16 protein-coding genes are annotated in these 19,160 nt (G+C 55.5%); 6 read left to right on the forward strand and 10 right to left on the reverse strand.

All coding sequences use genetic code 11. The features are described 5' to 3' along the window. Positions 1–163: 163 nt before the first annotated feature. The 4 genes from G512_RS0109165 (at position 164) to G512_RS0109180 (ending at position 5,348) form a co-directional block, all read left to right on the forward strand. Positions 164–1,843 carry a sensor histidine kinase gene (locus tag G512_RS0109165; protein ID WP_028481463.1) on the forward strand — a complete coding sequence of 560 codons (1,680 nt, stop codon included), beginning with the start codon at positions 164–166 and terminating at the stop codon, positions 1,841–1,843. After that, positions 1,843–2,553, forward strand: a complete 711-nt coding sequence (gene btsR / locus G512_RS0109170) for a two-component system response regulator BtsR (protein ID WP_028481464.1) — start codon at positions 1,843–1,845, stop codon at positions 2,551–2,553. The genes G512_RS0109165 and btsR overlap by 1 nt, the downstream gene beginning before the upstream one ends. Positions 2,554–2,714: 161 nt before the next feature. Next, positions 2,715–4,157 (forward strand): carbon starvation CstA family protein, encoded by a 1,443-nt coding sequence (locus G512_RS0109175; RefSeq protein WP_028481465.1) that lies wholly within the window; start codon positions 2,715–2,717, stop codon positions 4,155–4,157. Between the two features lie 144 nt (positions 4,158–4,301). After that, entirely contained in the window at positions 4,302–5,348 is a 1,047-nt protein-coding gene (locus G512_RS0109180; RefSeq protein ID WP_028481466.1) for a M42 family metallopeptidase, read from the forward strand. A gap of 213 nt (positions 5,349–5,561) precedes the next feature. On the opposite strand, the gene G512_RS22065 is transcribed toward G512_RS0109180, so the two are convergent. The 4 genes from G512_RS22065 to G512_RS22070 form a co-directional block, all read right to left on the reverse strand. Further along, entirely contained in the window at positions 5,562–7,424 is a 1,863-nt protein-coding gene (locus tag G512_RS22065) for a CobW family GTP-binding protein (protein ID WP_162143368.1), read from the reverse strand. Positions 7,425–7,492: 68 nt separating this feature from the next. Next, entirely contained in the window at positions 7,493–8,650 is a 1,158-nt protein-coding gene (locus tag G512_RS0109190) for an MBL fold metallo-hydrolase (protein ID WP_028481467.1), read from the reverse strand. A 19-nt stretch (positions 8,651–8,669) separates the two neighbouring features. After that, on the reverse strand, positions 8,670–10,082 hold the full coding sequence (locus G512_RS0109195; protein WP_028481468.1) for a membrane protein: 1,413 nt from the start codon (positions 10,080–10,082) through the stop codon (positions 8,670–8,672). A 157-nt stretch (positions 10,083–10,239) separates the two neighbouring features. Beyond that, entirely contained in the window at positions 10,240–10,995 is a 756-nt protein-coding gene (locus G512_RS22070; protein WP_051269171.1) for a FadR/GntR family transcriptional regulator, read from the reverse strand. A 210-nt stretch (positions 10,996–11,205) separates the two neighbouring features. Between G512_RS22070 and G512_RS0109205 the strand changes: the two genes are divergently transcribed. Next, on the forward strand, positions 11,206–12,111 hold the full coding sequence (locus G512_RS0109205; protein ID WP_143181401.1) for a hypothetical protein: 906 nt from the start codon (positions 11,206–11,208) through the stop codon (positions 12,109–12,111). An 84-nt stretch (positions 12,112–12,195) separates the two neighbouring features. Here G512_RS0109205 and G512_RS0109210 read toward each other — a convergent pair whose 3' ends face one another. The 5 genes from G512_RS0109210 to G512_RS22075 all read right to left on the reverse strand — a co-directional run bounded on the left by G512_RS0109210 (position 12,196) and on the right by G512_RS22075 (position 17,672). Next, complete coding sequence (locus G512_RS0109210; RefSeq protein WP_028481470.1) at positions 12,196–13,821, reverse strand: ABC transporter ATP-binding protein; 1,626 nt, start codon at positions 13,819–13,821, stop codon at positions 12,196–12,198. A 10-nt stretch (positions 13,822–13,831) separates the two neighbouring features. Further along, complete coding sequence (locus tag G512_RS0109215) at positions 13,832–14,650, reverse strand: ABC transporter permease (protein WP_028481471.1); 819 nt, start codon at positions 14,648–14,650, stop codon at positions 13,832–13,834. A 9-nt stretch (positions 14,651–14,659) separates the two neighbouring features. Then, positions 14,660–15,616 (reverse strand): ABC transporter permease, encoded by a 957-nt coding sequence (locus tag G512_RS0109220; RefSeq protein WP_028481472.1) that lies wholly within the window; start codon positions 15,614–15,616, stop codon positions 14,660–14,662. Between the two features lie 77 nt (positions 15,617–15,693). After that, on the reverse strand, positions 15,694–17,280 hold the full coding sequence (locus tag G512_RS0109225) for an ABC transporter substrate-binding protein (protein WP_036489266.1): 1,587 nt from the start codon (positions 17,278–17,280) through the stop codon (positions 15,694–15,696). 26 nt (positions 17,281–17,306) lie between these two features. After that, positions 17,307–17,672 (reverse strand): aldehyde dehydrogenase family protein, encoded by a 366-nt coding sequence (locus tag G512_RS22075; RefSeq protein WP_081657428.1) that lies wholly within the window; start codon positions 17,670–17,672, stop codon positions 17,307–17,309. Positions 17,673–17,765: 93 nt separating this feature from the next. Between G512_RS22075 and G512_RS22560 the strand changes: the two genes are divergently transcribed. Beyond that, positions 17,766–18,101, forward strand: a complete 336-nt coding sequence (locus G512_RS22560) for a hypothetical protein (protein WP_143181400.1) — start codon at positions 17,766–17,768, stop codon at positions 18,099–18,101. 153 nt (positions 18,102–18,254) lie between these two features. Here the strand turns inward: G512_RS22560 and G512_RS0109240 are convergent, their stop codons facing one another. Next, positions 18,255–19,124: an EamA family transporter gene (locus G512_RS0109240; RefSeq protein ID WP_028481476.1), complete on the reverse strand. Its 870-nt coding sequence runs from the start codon at positions 19,122–19,124 to the stop codon at positions 18,255–18,257. Positions 19,125–19,160: the final 36 nt, after the last annotated feature.

The raw sequence follows: 19,160 nt of genomic DNA on the forward strand, positions 1-19,160 counted from the left end.
ACATGCCTGCGTTGACTTTGCGTAGGTTTTGCACGGATTTGAAAGAAACCCGTATTTTGGGGCATGATTGACCGCAGCTGTAAAACCGCGCTAGGTATCACGGCCCTCCAGACGGTAGTTCGAGCTGGAATGGCCCCTTGAGCGCAAGCAACGAACGGTCGTGATGGAACTTATCCTCCTGCTCACCCAGCAAATGTGCGTGTATCTGGTCATCGTTTATCTGGTGAGCAAGACGCCGTTCTTTAAGGTGCTCACAGAAGCGTCGCCGCGTCTGCCGCACAAGGTGGTCATATACATTGTGTTCTCCGGGTTTGGCATCATGGCCACCTACTTTGGCGAACAGATCAATGATGCCATTGCCAACACCCGTGTCATGGGCGCGGTCATGGGCGGATTGCTGGGTGGACCGGTGACAGGATTCCTCGTCGGGCTGACCGCAGGGATCCACCGTTATTCCTTTGGCGGTTTTACCGATTTGGCCTGCGCCATCTCAACCACCTTCGAAGGCTTGTCGGCAGGCCTGATCGCCTACTATTTCCGCCGCAATGGCCTGAATGCCCTGCGCTTCAAGCCGCTGTTCGTGTTCTGGTTCACTGTCTTCATGGAAATGGGGCAAATGGCCATCATCTTGATGGTGGCCCGTCCGTTTGATCAGGCCTTGTCGTTGGTGGTGGAAATCGCGCCGTCCATGTTGCTGGTGAACTCCATTGGCACGGCCATGTTCATGAGCATCGTGCGTGACCAGAAGGCCATGTATGACAAACTGTCGTCTTCCTTCACAAATCAGGCCATGCGCATTGCCGAACGCTGTGTTGGTGTATTGGCCAAAGGGTTCAATGAACAGTCGTCGGCCAAGGTCGCTCAGATCATTATTGAGGAAACTCGTGTAGGGGCGGTGGCGATCACAGACCGCAAGAAATTGATGGCCTTCATCGGTATTGGTGACGATCATCATCTGCCCGGCCGCCCGATTTCGTCCCAACTCACCATCGACTGCATCCAGTACAATCGAGTGATGTTCGCCGATGGGGTGGATCTTCCCTACAGCTGTTCGCTTTCGCCCAAATGCAAGTTGGGCTCTTGTCTGGTTATCCCGCTTACCAGTGAGAGCGAAGTGATCGGAACGATCAAACTGTATGAAGCACGCAACAAGATGTTTTTGAACATCAACCGCACGCTTGGGGAAGGGATCGCCAAGTTGCTGTCCAACCAGATCCTCTATGGGCAACTGGAGGAAAAGCAACATCTGCTGACCCAGTCGGAGTTGAAGCTGTTGCAGGCGCAGGTGAACCCGCATTTCCTGTTCAACGCACTGAACACGACCGCCATCGTCACTCGGCGAGACCCTGAAAAGGCGCGCTCGCTCCTGCTTCAGCTCTCCAAGTATTTGCGGATCAACTTGAAGCGTACCACGGGGCTGGTGGCGCTGGCGGATGAACTGGACCACATCGACTCCTACCTTAATGTTGAGAAGGCGCGCTTTAACGACCGACTGAACATAGAGCTGGACATTCCCAACGAACTTCATGTGGTCAAGCTGCCTGCCTTCACCTTGCAGCCCATCATCGAAAACGCGGTCAAGCATGGCGTCTCGCAAATGATGGGGCCGGGTACGGTATGGGTTCGTGGCACGGAATGCGAAGGCGTTCTGGAACTGACAGTGGAAGACAACGCCGGCTTATACAAGCCGACAGAAGACTCCGAGGGGCTCGGCCTCAATCTGGTCGACAAGCGCTTGAAAAATCAGTACGGGCCGGACTATGGACTGGATGTTGAATGCGAGCCGGATGTGTTCACCCGGGTGCATATCAGATTACCGATAACTGTGCCGGAGATGGCGTGATGATCACATGCCTCATTGTCGATGACGAGCCCTACAGCCGGGAAGAACTGGCGGACATGCTCTCGCAGACACCAGACATCGAAATTGTCGGCGAATGCGGCAATGCAATCGAGGCGCTGGCGGCAATCAACAAGAAGAAGCCGGAACTGGTGTTTCTGGATATTCAGATGCCTCAGATCTCGGGCATTGAGTTGATCGGCATGCTTGATCCGGAAACCATGCCGCGCATCGTGTTTGCAACCGCCTATGACGAATATGCCATCAAGGCGTTCGAGCATCATGCCTTTGACTATTTGTTGAAGCCGATTGAAGAGGCCCGGCTGGCCAAGACCCTGCACAAGCTGCGGCGGGACATGGAGCCGCGCTCCATGGAAGAAATCGTGCCGCAAACACTGACGCATCTGCCGTGTTATCTGGGCAACAAGCTGAAAGTGGTGCCGGTTTCCTCGGTTGAATACATCTTCACTGACCTGAGCGGTGTTCATGTGGCGACCAGTCAGGATTACGTGCATACGCACCTCACCCTGAAGGTTCTGGAAGAGAAGACCCCGCTGGTGCGCAGCCACAAACAGTATCTTGTTTCGCCAGAAGCCATCTCCGAAATCGTGCTTCTCGAATCCGGTGCGGAAGCGATCACCCACAGCGGCACAAAGGTGCCAGTATCGCGCAGATACCTGAAATCACTTAAGCAACTCTTCGGGTATCAATAGGTCTGCGCAAGCAACCATACGAATCTGCGTATGGAAGCGCCCGACCGCTTGTCTGGTATATCGACCGCTTACCCCGTCAATTTGACCACTCATGGGATCCTCCAGATCCCCTCATTAAACATTGTTAAAAAGTTTGTGAGGTTTCTAAGGAGGATGAAACTATGGGATGGTTTCTACTATGCATTGGCCTGCTGATTGGCGGCTATTTCATCTACGGGGCGTTTGTCGAGAAGATCTTTGGAGCGAGACCTGGCCGTCAGACACCTGCTTTTGCAAATAAGGACGGCGTGGACTATGTCCCGATGTCCAAGAAGAAAGTCTACCTGATCCAGCTCTTGAACATTGCTGGTGTTGGCCCGATCTTCGGTCCGATCCTCGGTGCGCTGTACGGCCCTTCGGCCATGCTCTGGATCGTCGTTGGCTGCATCTTTGCCGGTGCCGTTCATGACTACTTCTCCGGCATGTTGTCCGTTCGTAATAACGGCCAGTCCGTGCCCAACCTGGTTGGCAAGTATCTGGGCACAAGCGCCAAGCACTTCATGAACGTGTTCGCACTGGTTCTCTTGTTGCTCGTGGGTGTTGTGTTCATCTCCGCACCAGCTGGCCTGCTTGCCAAGCTCACCGGCATGGACATGATGATCTTCCTTGGTGTGATCTTCGTGTACTATCTGGTCGCGACCATCGTGCCTGTCGACAAGATCATTGGCCGTCTTTATCCGTTCTTCGGCGCGCTGCTGCTGTTCATGTCTGTTGGACTGACCCTTGCACTTGTCGTTTCCAGCGAGCACACGCTGCTGCCTGGCTTCGGCATTGCTGACTTCTTCCAGAACGGTCATCCGAGCGATATGCCGCTGTGGCCAGCTTTGTTCATCACCATTGCTTGTGGTGCGATTTCCGGTTTCCACGCAACTCAGTCTCCGCTGATGGCGCGCTGCATGGAAAACGAAGCCAACGGTCGGTTCGTATTCTATGGTGCAATGATCGGTGAAGGTATCATCGCCCTGCTGTGGTGTGCGATTGCCCTGTCCTTCTTTGGTGGCCTGGAAGGTCTGCAAGAAGGCATGGCTGGTAGCCCGGCAAACGTCGTGTACGAAGCATCTACCGGTCTTCTGGGTGCTGTTGGTGGTGTTCTGGCGATCCTCGGTGTGATTGTTCTGCCAATCACCTCAGGCGATACCGCGTTCCGTTCTGCTCGTCTGATCATGGCTGAGTTCTTCAACATGGATCAGAAGGTCGTTGCCAAGCGTCTGATGCTTGCCCTGCCGCTGTTCTTCATGGGCGCCATCCTGACTCAGGTCGACTTTGGTGTGATCTGGCGCTACTTCGGCGTCGCCAATCAGGCAACCGCCGCCATGATGCTCTGGACCGCTTCTGCGTACCTGCTGCGTCACAACAAGCTGCATTGGATCTGCACGATCCCGGCAACCTTCATGACCACCGTTGTCATCAGCTTCCTGCTGAACTCCTCAACGCTGGGTGCAGGCCTGCCGATGACCATCGCGACCGCTATCGGTATTGCCGGTGCACTCGCAACTGCCGGGCTGGTTATTGCGAAAGCGAAAGGCAAGGTGGTGGACCACGAGGACGTCGCTCAAGAAGCGTAAGCCACGGTTCATCTAGCAAAACTGCAGCGCATCGGTTTGCTCCGGTGCGCTGTTTTTTGTATGTAGGCTCTATGTTTTAGAGTGCACCGTTTGCCTTTGGCTTCATGGTGCGTGTTGTCTCCATATCAATAGTTGAAAGCTGTCATGAACATAGATCTGCTGCGCCGCCTTTGCGAAACACCCGGTGTTCCTGGACATGAACACCGGGTTCGCGAACTCATTCTGAAAGAAATCGAGGGCCTGTTTGACGATGTGCAGACCGATGCACTGGGCTCTCTCATCTGTCGGCGTGCTGCACGAAAGCCGGCGGAAAATGGCGAGGCACCCAAAAAGGTGATGCTGCTCTGTCACATGGATGAAATTGGTTTTCTGGTGTCGCATGTCACGGAAAAGGGCTTCATCTATGTCCAGCCTGTCGGTGGATTTGATCCCCGTAACCTGTTTTCCCGCCGTGTGTTGGTTTCAACGGATGAGGGCGATCTGAAAGGCGTGATGAACCCCGGCGGGCGGCCGATCCACACCGCCAGTGCGGAAGAGCGCAAGAAAATTCCGGAAGTGACCGAGTTCATCATTGATCTGGGGCTGGGTGAAAAGGCCAAGGATGTGGTCAAGGTTGGCGACATGGTGACGCTTGATGAGCCGCTGATCGAGATGGGTGAAAAGGTTGTCTCCAAGGCTTTGGACAATCGTGTTGCCTGCTGGCTTGGCATCGAAGCCATTCGGGCATTGGGTGATGCGGAACACGCTTGCGAGATCTACGTTGCCTTCACGTGCCAGGAAGAGGTTGGCCTGCGCGGCGCAAAAGCCGCTGCTTATGCCGTGAAACCAGACATTGGGTTTGGCGTCGATGTGACGCTGTCTTGCGACACACCCGGTGTGGCAGAGCAGGAACAGACCACGCAGCAGGGCAAGGGGTTCGGCCTTCATGTCAAGGACAGCGCCTTTATTGCGGATCTCGGTCTGGTAAAAGAGGTCGAGCAGATTGCCGTTGAAGAAGAGATTCCTTACCAGCGCACCATGTTGAAGGGCGGCGGCCAGGACGGCGCGGCCGCTCAGCAGGCTGCTGCGGGTGCAAAAGCCGTCGGGATCATGGTGGGAACGCGCTATATTCACACCGTGACAGAAATGATTGATCGCAACGATTTGAAGGCTGCGCGCGATATTCTGGCGGCCTATATCAAGCGCCACTAGGAAAGGAAACTGCCCCTTCAAGGGTATTTTTCAGGCTGTTCCATCATGACGAAGAAAATGCAGCGCATCGGTGTCACCGGTGCGCTGTTTTTGTTGGTGGGCTGTGTCGGTCCTCGAGCGCTACTACCAGCGGCCAAGTGGTTCGAGAGCCGAAGAGGGGCCTCCCTGTCTCTCCGGCTCCCGAGGATGAAGGCGCGCCCTGTTTGGAAGGCGTCAGGCGGGAGCGGCGAGACGTACACTGACGGCATCATCCACACGGGCCAGCGGCTCTTCAAGATCTTCACCGATGAACACCAGGAATTCCGCCGGCGCATCCGTGCCGCGATAGCGTGTGAGCTGTACGGAATTGGGAACGTGTTGGCACACCCATAATCCGTTCTCCTGCCCGAGCCTCACCAGACCCTTCACACGCAGGACGGTGGGCGGCAGTGCGAGAAGGAACGCCTCAAGTGCATCCTTTTCGATCTGCCGGGAGGGGTGCCAGATCTTACTACTGATGCCGTAGTGATGATGGGTGGCACAGTGGTGCTCGTGGCCATCATGACTGCATCCGCAGGGGGTGGGGGCGGCTATCTTTTGCGGGCCTTCAAAATTGACACCGTAGAGCGTGCGCGGCGAAATATCACCATCTGTGGTCAGGTGCACTCTGCCAAACGGATTGAGATGGTGAATGGTCTGCTTGAGTGCCTCCACCTGAGGCGCTGCCGCCAAATCCACTTTGTTGATCAGGATCGTATCGGCGACAGCGATCTGATCGCGCATGATGTCATAGGTTTCCAGTCCAATGTTGGCGTTAAGCGCGTCCAGAATGCAGGTTACGGATGAGAACTCCAATCGATCCTCCAGTTCCGATAGCTCTGACAGCAGGTTGGCCGGATTGGCGAGACCGGTTGTTTCCACCACTATAAAATCGGGCTGGTAGCTCTGACAGATCAAATCGATTGCCGCAGTCAGGTTGTCAATCAATGTGCAGCACACACATCCTTCATCAATTTCCTCGACGGCGTAGTGCTGACCAAGCAGCCGGGCATCCAATCCCTTTTCGCCGATTTCATTCTGGATGATGGCGACGAACTGGTTGCGGGCGGCCTGATGCTCGATGAAATGGGAAAGATAGGTGGTCTTGCCGGCCCCCAAGAAGCCGGTCAACAAAATGAGCTTCGGTTTTTCTTCAATGCCCATAGTGCTCTTGTCCATGGAGTGCCGGGCACCAGGCACCATGGGGTTCCACCACTTGGCCTGTTCATACCGGGCCGCAGCATTGGAATCGCGGCTCCACTCGCGCGGGTCAATTGGTGCGAAGGTGGGGTGAGAGCCATTGGCAGAAAATGTCCAACCGAGCCGTAGCGCGTCCAGAGTGTGCTCCGGGTCCAGTTTCTGCCAGACTTCGCCAGCCGTATCGAAACCGCGCTTTACATGATCCGTTTGCTCGCACTGGAGGGCGGTCGGAGCCTGCTCGAACGCATAGGCGAGAGAGGCGGCCAGTATCTCGAAGAAGGGATAGGCCAGATCATGACAGGGCAAGTCCTGATCCAGACCGCCCGGCTCAACAAGGGTTTGATGGGTGCCGTGCAGGCGTGCGGTAATGCCTTCCACTGCAATGGTTCTGTCTCGCTGCGGGGCGATCAGAGAAAGAGTGAGTTGGTCATCCGGTGCAAGACGGACTTCAATCTCGCCAATATGGAAAAGCTGCGCGAATTCAGTGTGAATGGGAAAGTCCCGCAGCCGGTCCAGATAGCTTGCATCGTAGGCCGCAAAGCCGGCTGCCAGTGAGTAGGCGTTGATGATGTCGTCTTCTGGTTCAGGGAAGTAGAACAGGGAGAACGTGGCCACGCCTTCTTTTCCAACTTGCTGCTCTGTAGAGGGGTAAAGGCCATAAATGCCCGTGCGGTCCTCAATGCGTGCCGTCAGACCCATTGGCGCTTGCGGACAGGCGCGCATGCCGCGCCAGCCCAGGCGTTGGCGCACGCCGGGTATGAAGTTGATGCGCATCATGGCTGCGCGTGGCAATTGGCCTGCGGCTGTAGCTGGATCTCGAGCGTATCCTGGAGGGAGAAGGCGAGTTAAATCAATCATCGTGACCCCATAAGCTGTTGGGCCCACCCGCGTCCTTGCCAAGGGACGTGGATGAGCCATGGTGTGGATTAGCCGAAGGTGATGGTGTCACCGTTGCCCAGATACGCGGTGTCCTTGGAGCGGTGCTGAGCAGTGCCGCGCACTACGGGATAGCCGGCCTGAATGAACTTGTTGGCGCAGACTAGGCCGGTACAGTGATTGCAGCCGATCACGTCAAAATCGTAGTTGCGCAGCGAGATCACCAGATCATCGTATTTCGGATCCCAGTCATCGAAGGGCGAAATGTGAAGCCCGCCATAAATGCCGTAGAAGTTGTCGTTCTCATACTTGAGTTCATTATAGGCTGTTTCAGCAAACTGGATGATGCCCTGGTGGCAACAGCCGGTCACGCTGACGAGGCCCTTGTCCTTCACGTTGCAATAGATGGACTGTTCGCCGAACACCCGGCAGATGATGGGAACCGGGAATACGTAGGTGGCAAGCCCCGGGATGATCTTGTTGAGGCCATTCTTGACCTCGATCAGCTTGCCGGTATGACCGGAATCCTTGATGTATTGTTTGCCTTCTTCGTAAAAGCCCTCCGGAATGTAGATGGTGATATCAGGGTCATACTTCAGGGTGACCGGTAAGCCCCAGTAGTGATCGAAGTGCTCGTGAGAAATGATCAGAGCCTCGATTTCCTTGTTGCGCAGCATGGCATCGATGCCTTCGCGCTTGAAGCATTCGTCCATCCATTTGTAGGACCAACCGCTGTCCAGCAGGAACTTGCGCTTTGTGCCGTCCAGCTCCTCAATGTCCAGAAGCGCGGCAAAGCCGCCCGCATTTTCTACACTGACGCACTCCTGCTCAATGATGCTCCATGCCTTTTCCAGATCATGGGGCAGGTACTGTTTGATCTTGGCAATGCCTTCCTCGTAGGACCCCTTGCCAAGACCTTTGCCATTGCCAAAGGGGGGCCAGTTGTAGTCGTACTGGTTCACCAACAGCCCGCCAGCCTTTTTGATGTCTCCCATAAGGACGGCATTTTCAAACCAGCTGGTTTCGCTGATGTTGGTCACATGGACGCTTTTCAGTGTGCCGATGTCGGTCATCTTGCGATCAACATTCGGGAAATGGGCTTTGCGCAATGGGGAGTAGGAATACAGCCCCATGACACCAACCAGACCGAAACCCACTCCGGTGGTGGCGCCCTTCAAAAAGGTCCGGCGATCAAATGACTTGTTCATCGTGATCTCCTGTGTTCGGTCAGTTGATGATGGTGATGGCAGAGTAGGCTGCCGGCAGGATGGCAACGACGACGAAGTAGACTGCAACACCAGCCACAACGCCTGCACCAACGCCCCAACCGTAAGACCGAGTTGGCTTTTCAGCTTCCAGCTCGGCTGCAGCAGCAGCGTGGTCCTGGTCGATTTCCTCCTGAGTCTTGGGCACCATCTTCCACATGGGCCAGTTGTCCATGAACCAGTGATGGACCAGCATGATATTGACGAGCCAGATCATCGGGATCATCGGGAACTGTTGCGGGTGAGAAAACCCTTTCTGCGTGCCGAGGAACAGGTGAGATGTCTTGTAGTAGACGATGTAAAGCAGCACGGCGCCAACAATGGAAATCACCGTGCGAACAGCGACATTCACCGGCATGGAGTACTTGCGTGGCCAGTTGTCGAAATAGAACGACAGGGCCAATGCAGGGACCAGCCAGAAGATGGCCATTTCACCCACATGCAACCAACGCCAGTCCGGAGAAAACTCACGGCGTGTTCCGCGAACGGCTTCACCCCATGTCAGTTCCTGCGCGAAGTACAGGAAGAAGTTGAGAGCCAGCGCAATTGCAATGATGCCAAAGAACATGGCAAAGCGCCGGGCCCACGCGTTCTTTATCAAATTGAACGGATAGCGTTGCCAGATGGTTTCCACCAGCCAGATCACCACGGTACAGCACATGATCCAGGCGATATGGAAGTTGCCGGAGACGGTATCTGCGAAGTTCTCCCAGTATGGCGGGGCGATGGACGTAAAGGACTGCCATGGCTGATAGAGGATGCCCATGTGAGAGTGCATCGTGATGAAATACACAATCGTGGACAGGAAGAAGGTGACCAGCAGAATGGTCAGGCCGCGTACCGGTTGCTTCAGTTTCTCCCATGGTGCGTTTTCCATGGCAACAACCCATGCCGGAGACAGCCAGGATGCGATTGCCGCGAACATCAAGATGGCCAGTGAGGCGTACTCGATAGCGAAGAAGGACGTGATGCCCGGCAGTTTTTCAAGTTGCTCCGGATTGAAGTAGGCCAGCCCGTAGTTGCCCAGCAAACCTTCGAAGAAACCCTTGATCAGGGTAACCAGAATGAGAGCCGAAACCGCTGTCAGCACAAGGCCCTTGAGCACTGGATGGGCCGTGTTCAACCAACTGCGCCGGAACGGCCAGTAGTCGAAGATGTAGACCATCCAGATCATCATGATCAGCCACCAGCGGCAGTACATATAACCCACATAGGGTGTGTACATGCGCATCAGGCCGCGGGGATCGTGAAAGATCCACCAGGTGCCATAAAAGACGGCCAGAACCAGCACAAGGCTGACTATACCGGCTGTCAGGCCAGAGGTGCGCTTGACCAGCTTGCGCTCCTCCAGATATCCAACGCCAAAGCGTTCCATGGTTGCCTCCCTAGCAACGTGGTTTGTTTCCTTCGTCAGGGCCATGAAGGACAGGACGGCCCACTCAAGACACAGAGGGTTCGTTCCGATACTCGCGTCCGCATCGGTTCAAAGTGTCTGGAGGTTTTGCAAAGCTGCAGGTCAGACCCAGCGGGCTTTAGGGCGGCGCCAGGCTGTGTTGTTCTGCAGCGATAATCGGAGAAAGGGCGATGCCCCGTAGCCGTGCCAATGCAACGGCCACGTTCAGGATTTTGACTTTCACCGCCTTTTCCATCAGCGCCGTGTCACGGGCCTTGAGGGCTTTGAGTACAAGCACAAAGTCCGCAAACATCTTGTTGCGATCCTCCTCTGCAAACGAGTCAAACCGCGGGAACAGAAAGGAGGAACTGGCACATATGGAACAGGACACATCACGAATGATGGCGTTCTGCAAAGCGCCCGAAACCAGAGCAAAGAATTCTTCAGAGTTGCGCCGTAAGGCGGGCCAGTTGTGGTCCAGTATGGCACGGCCGATTTTGCCCGTGCATTCCTCAAGCTGCGTGATCTGCTTGGAGGAGATGACATGGCATGCGGTGACGAATACCGGCGGCAGGAACAGATAGGCTGCCTCCAGCTTTTCCATCAGAACCGGAGCGCTGTCCTTGTCGCTGGTGTTTTCCTGAGTGCCATTGGCCGCGTCGGCCAGATAACACCCGCTGCCGCGCTTGATTTGAACCACACCGCTTGCTTCCAGCTTCTTCAGCACACTGCGAACCGTATTACGGCTGACTTCAAACTCCTCGCAGAGAAGGCGTTCAGCCGGCAGTCGCTGACCCGCGGTCCACCGGCCTTCGGCAATGAGATTGGAGAGCTGGGCATGCAATACAGCTTCCCGGCTGGCATTGATTGAAGAAGATTGAATTGGTACTACCAATTTACTTGCTCCCGAAGTATTCATAGGCCAATAATCACTCTAAATAGGCATTTATTAAAGTATTTTATTGGTGCTACCAAAAATCTACATAACTCATATAAGTAGTTGTCATTAGTGATTGAGAGGCGTGCTTTGTGCCACAACTAAAGCAGCATTACCGCCCGGCAAGCTGGTGTTCGGCTACGGCGTTTGCTTCACTGGAGATAGGACATGGGGATTAAATCCAGACTGGATAAGCATATGGTGGGCTGTTCCATATTACTTTGGAAAATCAATCTGTTGAAGCAGAGCCTACATGTCTCCATGCACGCTGGATGGGACCAGTTTCCCTACGATGTTGCAGGCATCATGAAGAATCCGGGTTACAGACAAAGTGTCGTTCAGGCAGATGATCTGCCTGGTCTTGATGCGGCGTTGACAACGATTCGCAAAGGGCGAAGCAGTTCTGTGGTTTTTCGCATTACCTCCTGTGACAATCTGACCTACTGGTGTTTGTTGGCAGGCAGGGCGCAGGAGGGCGCTGCGGATGCGATTTACGGCTCTCTGGTGTGTATCGAAGACCGACTCATAAAGCAGTTGGATATGGAAAGCCCGGTATCAGCGGACCGGCCTTTTGAAGGCCAGACGGGAGATGATGTCGCCGTTTCGACAGCGGAGCTGGTTGGATTGAAACGGGCCTTGAGCGGCCATCGGGATCTGCATGGTCGCCTCGAAGCGTTATGTGAGTGGAACGAGGGGCAACTGTTTGAGGCTGTTTTGTTTTCCGACGTGAAGCAGGATATCGGCCGGGTTGAGGTGCACAGAGCAGGTGCCGCAGTTGCTGAGCTGCCGCAAGGCAAAAGCTACCCTTACGACGGCACAATCGCCGAGATGATCGTGTCGCTGGACCTGCGGTATATGGTGGTTGAAGACACCATGGAGAGCCTCAAGCCAATCGACTGGGCGCTTTTTGTGCCCCACGGCATTCGCTCTTATTTTGCCGTGCCTTGCTTCGAACAAGGCCAGATCCGAAGCGTTCTGATTTTTTGCTCACGGGAAGCGAGCGAGTTCTCCATGGATCAGGAGTATTTCTTTCACAAGGTGAGCGAGATGTTCATGGACGGGTTGCAGGCTTAGTCATTCCCGTTTTGCGGGCCAAAGGCGCGGCTAAAACAGGCCCCGCAGGCGGGCGGAGCCTGATGCGTGATCCAACCTGCAAGATCAGTTGTTTTCCAGAAGATCTATCTTTTGTTCTGCCAGCACCCTGTCCAGCCAGTGCGGATCCATTTCCGGTACGGATGCCAGAAGGCGGGCGCTGTAGTCCGGATGAGGCGGCGAGAACACTTCATCGCGCGTGCCTTGCTCCACGATCTTGCCGTGCTGCATGACCACCACATCGTCGGCGATGGCTTCAACGGTGGCCAGATCGTGGGTGATGAACATGTACGTCAGGCCATATTTTTCTTGCAGCTTGAGCAGAAGTTTCAAAATGCCTTCCGCGACTAACTGATCGAGAGCCGAGGTGACCTCATCGCAAATGATGAACCGAGGTTCGGCAGCAAGGGCCCGTGCAATGCCGATGCGCTGCTTTTGCCCACCGGACAATTCTGTAATACGGCGATTGAGATAGATGTCCGGATCCAGCTCGATCTGTTCCATCAGAGACCGCAAGCGCTCTTCTTTTTCTGCTCCATGCAGGCCGAGGTAAAAGGTCAGGGGACGGCCGACCACATCGCGCACTCGGTGGCGTGGATTGAGAGCCGTGTCCGGCATCTGGTAGATCATCTGCACATCGCGCAGGATTGTCTTGTCACGGTCTTGAAGCCGAGGAGGGAGAGCCTCGCCCTGCCAGCGGATTTCTCCGCCCGGCGAATGGGGCAAGAGGCCAGTGATGACCTTCGCCAATGTTGACTTGCCGGATCCGCTTTCACCAACCACGGCAACGGTTCGCTGCGGAAGGATGTCGAAGCTGATGCTGTCGAGCGCCTTGAACTCCCCGTAGTGGGCTGTAACCTTGTCGATGGCCAGCAAAGGGGTTTTTTCGGGCCGAGGCCGGGTTTCACGGTGCAGGGTGCGCACCGCCCACAAGGACTTGGTATAGTCTTCCTTGGGATTGGCCAGCATTTCTTCTGTGGGTGCTGTTTCCACCATGTGGCCGTCGCGCAGCACCATGATGCGGTCCGCCATTTGCGATACCACGGCCAGATCATGGGTGATGTAAATGGCTGCGGTGTTGTGTTCTTTCACCACCTTGCGAATGGCAGCCAAAACCTCGATCTGGGTGGTGACATCCAGGGCCGTGGTCGGCTCATCGAAAATGATCAGATCCGGCTTGCAGGACATGGCCATGGCAGTCATGGCCCGCTGCAACTGTCCTCCGGAAACCTGGTAGGGATAACGAAAGCCGATTTCCTCCGGGTTGGGCAGTTGCATTTCGCGGTAAAGTTGGATGGCGTCAGCCTCGGCCTGCTTGCGTGACCGTACCCCATGTTCCAGCGGTGCCTCGGTGAACTGGTCGATCAGCCGGTGCGAGGGATTGAAACTTGCGGCTGCGGACTGCGCCACATAGGCAATGGAGTTGCCATGGAGATGGCGCAAAGTGCTTGCCGATGCGCCAACCAACTCTTGATCCCTGAAACGGATTGACCCGCTGCTGATACGGCATCCATCGCGGGTGTAGCCCATGGCTGCCAGACCGAGCGTGGACTTGCCAGCTCCAGACTCGCCAACCAGACCCAGTACTTCACCGGGTTTCAGGTCGAGATCGATGCCTTTCACGATTTCCGTCGTGCCGTGTTTATGGCGTGCTTGAATATGCAGATCTCGGACTGTCAGAATATTTGTCATTGTTGGCACCTCAATCCTTCAAGCCGCTGGCTTTGTGCAGCATCCAGTCCACGACAAAGTTGATGCCGATGGTGAGCACAGCGATGGCTGCCGCAGGGATCAACGGTGTGATGTCGCCAAACGTGATCAGGGTTGCGTTTTCCTTCACCATGGAGCCCCAGTCCGCTGTTGGCGGTTGAATGCCCAAGCCGAGGAACGACAGCGCGGCGATGAACAGAAAGACGAAGCAAAACCGCAGGCCGAACTCAGCCACGAGCGTGGAGGTGATATTGGGCAGAATCTCGCGGGAGATGAGCCAAAGGTTGCCTTCTCCCCGCAACCGGGCCGCTTGAACGAAGTCCAGTACGACAATGTTCATTGAAGACGCCCGTGCCAGACGAAAGACCGGTGCCACATAGATCACGGCGATCACCAACACCATGTTGGGAATGGATGGACCCACGATCGCCAGCAGCATCAAGGCCAGAATGAGGGGCGGAACGGCCATCAATACATCTACCGCGCGGCTGACCACCTGATCTACCCAGCCCCCTTTGAGGGCCGCATAAATACCCAGTGTCGCTCCAACAGTGAATGCGATTGCGGTGGTCAGCAAAGCAAGACCAACCGTATTGCGCGCACCGTAGATGACCCGGGAAAGCATGTCCCGGCCCAGATTGTCGGTGCCCAACAAGTGTACGCTGTCCCATGGCATATAAGCGGCACCAACAACTTCGGTTTCGCCGTAAGGGGCAAGGAAGGGTGCAAAAACGCCCATGATGGCGACGCTGAGAATGATGAAAAGCCCCAGCAGCGCTGTGGGAGGAGTTGTTTTGAAAAAGCGAAGCATGATCCCCTCCTAAGCTTTGGCGCGCAGGCGCGGGTTGGACAGGATCGACAAGACATCAGCCAGAATGTTCAGGCTGATGTACGTGGCCGCAAAGAACAGCCCCACGGCCTGTACAACGGGGAAGTCGCGCTTGGCAACGGCATCCACGAGCAACTGGCCCAGACCGGGGTAGACGAAGACGACTTCGACCACCACCACACCTACGATCAGGTAGGCGAGGTTGATTGCTACAACGTTGATGATCGGCGGCAAGGCGTTGGGCAGTGCATGTCTGAGAATGACTTTGTACCGGGGTACGCCCTTGAGGCGGGCCATTTCGATGTACGGTTCAGCAAGAACATTGATGATGGCAGCTCGCGTCATTCGCATCATGTGCGCGATCACGACAAGGATCAGCGTCAGCGCGGGCAGGAACGTTCTGTAGAGCGCTTCAATGAATGGCGTGGCGTCATCAATGCGCGCCAAAGATGGGAACAGCGGTATGTTGACCGCAAACAGGAGGATGAGTACGTAGGCGACAAAGAATTCAGGCAGGGAAATCGACGACAAGGCAAAAACGTTCGCCAGCCGGTCGAAGATGGAATTGCGGAACAACGCTGCCAGAATGCCGAGCGTGACAGCAACCGGTACAGCAATGGCGGCAGCGTACCCCGCGAGAAACATGGTGTTCTTCAGACGGGGAGCAACCAGCTCAGCCACATCGCGGCGGTTGGCAAGGGAAACACCGAAATCGCCCTGAAACACACCGGCAACCCATTCGAGATATCTGATTACTGCCGGTTGATCGAGACCGAGCTCACGCCGGAAGGCGGCAACGGTTTCCGGTGTTGCGGCCTGACCAAGTATTTCTTGCGCCAAGTCGCTTGGAAGCAGTTCAACTCCTATAAAGATCAAAAGTGACACGATAAACAGTGTCACAATGCCAAGGCCGATGCGCCTTAGCACAAGTTTTTGGATTCCAGACATATTACCCCTCAATATGCCTCCCGCCTGTGCGGGAGGCATAGACCATCACGTGAGTTAAGACCTGACAGTGAAGGGCGCTAGCTGACCCACCAACGCTCGATGAAGCGCATACCGTCAAGATCCCAGAGCTGCGTGACCTTTTCAGGCATATGAACGCGCTTGGTCATGGCAGATACGTACTGGCCAAAGGCCGGAATGATTGTCGAGCCTTCATCGGACACGATCTGTTGCATTTCAAAGTACATGTTCCGGCGGGTTTCGGTGTCGAGTTCCGCTCTTGCCTTGACCAAAAGCTCGTTGAAGCGTTCGTGATTGAAGCGGGACTCGTTCCAGTCTGCGCCAGCGGCGTAGGCTGTCGTGAACATGAGATCAGCTGTTGGGCGGCCACCCCAATAGGAAGTGCAGAATGGTTTCTTCAGCCAGACATTGGACCAGTAACCGTCGGCAGGTTCGCGCACGACCTCAATGTTGATGCCGGCAGCCTTGGCGGTTTCAGAGAACAGCAAGGATGCATCAACGGCACCGCCAAATGCGTTTTCCGCTGTGTGCAGTTTGACGTTGAGCGTATCGAGCCCGGCCTGTTTCAGGTGGTACTTGGCTTTTTCCGGATCGAATGCACGGGGGGCCAGTTGATCGTTGTAGAATTGCATGGAGGAGGCGATGGGCTGGTCATTGCCGACCTTGCCGTAGCCCTTCAAGACCTTGTCGACGAATTCCTGGCGGTTGATTGCATTCTTGAGTGCCAGCCGCACATTGTTGTCGTCAAACGGAGCTGTGTCCGAATGCATCGGCATGACATAGTGCAGTGTGCCGTCCTGCGTATGCAGCTTCACATTCGGGTTGCGCTTGAGCATGTGAACGGTTTTGAGGTCCGGCCTATCGATCAGATCTACTTCGCCGGTCAACAGGGCGTTCATACGCGCCGCGGGATCGGCAATGGTCAGGATCTCAACGCGGTCAATGTGAGCACGGCCCTTTTTCCAGTAGTCGTCGCGGCGCTTGAGCACAGCGCGCACGCCGGCTTCAAACGATTCCACCACATAGCCGCCGGTGCCGATCATGGTGTCCGGATCGATCGTGCCATCGGCTTGCGCGGGTCGAATGCCCAGATGGTAATCGTTAAAGATGAGGGGGAAGTCCGCATTGCCCTCTGTCAGGGTGAAGACAACGGTGTTATCGCCATCAGCCTTGATGTCTTCGATGGACTTCAGCAACGGCTTCGCCGCCGACTTGCTGTTTTCGCCCAAATGGTGCCGGATGGATGCAATGACGTCAGCGGCAGTGACCTTCTTGCCATCTGAAAAGGTTGCCTCATCGCGCAGCCGGAATGTCCAGGTTTTTGCATCTGCGGATGCTTCATAGCTTTCCGCCAGATCCGGTTGACCGGATCCATCTGGTGCGAGCTCAACAAGGGTATTGAAGACTGCGTAACCGGTGGCCAGCATAAAGTCGTTGTTGAACGTTGCAGGATCAAAGGTGTCTGAGGTTGACCCCTGCGTGAAACCGATACGCAAGGTGCCGCCTTTCTGCGGTGCTATTGCGTGAGCTTCGCCAACAAGCAGGCTTGCGGAAGAAACAGTTGCGCCCATTGCCAATGCGCCCGCCATGAATGTGCGGCGGCTGATGGTACCGGTCGCAAGATCCTGTTTCAACTTCTCAATCATACTCTTTCTCCCTGTAAAAATGGTGTTCAAATACGAAGCGATTTGCTTTTTGTCTTTGTGTACGCGTCCAGTGCCTCCAGTCCTTTTCCGCGGCCAATGCCGCTGGTCCAGCAGTCATTTACAGTGACCCGACCACAATCAACGGTGTGCGCGATACGCAATTCTCGCCCGTTGTCTTGCGTGTAAATACTGGCGACGTTTCCGTATTCGGTGTCATTTGCCAAGGATACGGCAGTATCCTCGCAGTCGAATGTCCGAGCCGCCAGAACAGGTCCGAATATTTCTTCTTGCACAGCAGGTTCGTGGGCGGGGAGAGCGTCTAAGATTGTTGGTTCGTAGAACCAGCCTTTTCCCGTCTGCGGGTCTGTGGTCTTGCGCCCGCCATTCGAAATCTTGCTATGCTATTCGTGAGCATTTTGAATATATTTATCAATACGATCCAAATGTAAAGCCGAATTTGCGGTGCCACATCAGGGCTGGCTACAATGTGCCCCAGCGTCATTCGTCGGACGTCTGCGGGCAACCTGTTCTTGAGTGCGTCATGCACTCAAGTCATTGAAGCGGGTCTGGAAGCGGGTGAGCAGATTTGCCAGCGTTGGAAAAGAGGCCCTGACGGGCTTTGCGAACGCGTCGATCTGCTTGGCATTTTTGAAGACGGAGGTCGGAGGTTTTTCACCCCGTTCCGTGGTAGCGCGATTTATGGTGGTCGCTGCCGAATGGGCGATGGAAATATCCGTGCCCATAAACCCGGAGCATGTGATACGGCTCCGGTGGTCTCAATGGGAAAGCGTATAGGCGCGGAGGGATTGGGGTTTGGCTAGCCTGGCGAGTCCATCGCAAACGGCTATAGAAACCGTGTGTTCCTCGATGATCAGGGTCTCGGATCTTGCGGCAAAACCGGCACTTCTGTTTTTTTGACGAGCGTTCGCACTTGCGCCAAACCTTTGGCGTGCGAACGCTCAAACTATCAAATGCTAGGCCGGCTTTACGGCGGCGGCACGGCGTCCGGCAATCTGGCTGATCCATACACTGCCCAGTACGACTGCTGTCCCCATCAACTGGACTGGCGTGAGGGCTTGACCGAGTGCGATCCAACCCAAAAGAACCGCTGTGAGAGGGCTCAGGAAACCCAAGGTCGATACTGCGGAGGGAGCAAGCAGGCTGATTCCGCGGAACCAGATGAAGTAGGTGGCGGCGGCACCGATCAGACCGAGGTATGTAATGCCAAGCACGTTACTGGCGCTCAAGGGAGGCAAGGCTGGCTCTAGAAAATAGGCGACAGGTAACAGCAACAGGCCTCCTGCCGTCAGTTGCCATGCAGTGAATGTGAGCAGTGAAACTGGCGGTTGCCACTTTCGGCTGAGCACAGTGCCGAATGCCATGGACAAGGCACCTGCAACGCCCGCTGCAATGCCAATCGGGTCCAAGGCCGCAGAAGGCCCAAGCAACAGGAGGGCGACACCACCTATACCTGCCAGTGCCGAGACGACGGACAGTGCGTGAATTGGAATGTTGAGCAAACACCACGCGATGAAGATGACGAACAGCGGCTGAATGGCGCCTACGGTTGCGGCAACTCCGCCCGGCAAGCGATAGGCGGCGATAAACAGCATGACCCAAAAAACCGCGAAGTTCAGCAAACCCAGAAGCAAAATGCGGGGCACCCATTCACACGAGGGCAGCCGACGCACTATGAGTAGCAAAAGAAGGCCAGCGGGTAACGCCCGCAAGACGGCCATCGTGATGGGATAACCCTGTGGCAGAAATTCCGTTGTGACGTAGTAGGTGCTACCCCAAATTGCGGGCGCAAGAGCCGTCAGAGCGATGTCCGAGAGACGGGCCATCGGCGTCTCCTTTCTGGTTATTGTTGCCGGTGCCGC

It is taken from the genome of Pseudovibrio exalbescens DSM 16456 (genome assembly GCF_000422785.1).
Taxonomy (GTDB): Bacteria; Pseudomonadota; Alphaproteobacteria; order Rhizobiales; family Stappiaceae; genus Pseudovibrio; species Pseudovibrio exalbescens.

Coding starts and splice junctions, on each gene's coding strand:
- G512_RS0109215 (WP_028481471.1), bottom strand. CDS start 14,650: ATGCTTCGCTTTTTCAAAACAACTCCTCCCACAGCGCTGCTGGGGCTT.
- G512_RS0109220 (WP_028481472.1), bottom strand. CDS start 15,616: ATGTCTGGAATCCAAAAACTTGTGCTAAGGCGCATCGGCCTTGGCATT.
- G512_RS22065 (WP_162143368.1), bottom strand. CDS start 7,424: ATGATTGATTTAACTCGCCTTCTCCCTCCAGGATACGCTCGAGATCCA.
- G512_RS0109180 (WP_028481466.1), top strand. CDS start 4,302: ATGAACATAGATCTGCTGCGCCGCCTTTGCGAAACACCCGGTGTTCCT.
- G512_RS0109225 (WP_036489266.1), bottom strand. CDS start 17,280: ATGATTGAGAAGTTGAAACAGGATCTTGCGACCGGTACCATCAGCCGC.
- G512_RS0109240 (WP_028481476.1), bottom strand. CDS start 19,124: ATGGCCCGTCTCTCGGACATCGCTCTGACGGCTCTTGCGCCCGCAATT.
- G512_RS0109210 (WP_028481470.1), bottom strand. CDS start 13,821: ATGACAAATATTCTGACAGTCCGAGATCTGCATATTCAAGCACGCCAT.
- G512_RS0109195 (WP_028481468.1), bottom strand. CDS start 10,082: ATGGAACGCTTTGGCGTTGGATATCTGGAGGAGCGCAAGCTGGTCAAG.
- btsR (WP_028481464.1), top strand. CDS start 1,843: ATGATCACATGCCTCATTGTCGATGACGAGCCCTACAGCCGGGAAGAA.
- G512_RS0109190 (WP_028481467.1), bottom strand. CDS start 8,650: ATGAACAAGTCATTTGATCGCCGGACCTTTTTGAAGGGCGCCACCACC.
- G512_RS0109165 (WP_028481463.1), top strand. CDS start 164: ATGGAACTTATCCTCCTGCTCACCCAGCAAATGTGCGTGTATCTGGTC.
- G512_RS22560 (WP_143181400.1), top strand. CDS start 17,766: ATGTGCCCCAGCGTCATTCGTCGGACGTCTGCGGGCAACCTGTTCTTG.
- G512_RS0109205 (WP_143181401.1), top strand. CDS start 11,206: ATGGGGATTAAATCCAGACTGGATAAGCATATGGTGGGCTGTTCCATA.
- G512_RS0109175 (WP_028481465.1), top strand. CDS start 2,715: ATGGGATGGTTTCTACTATGCATTGGCCTGCTGATTGGCGGCTATTTC.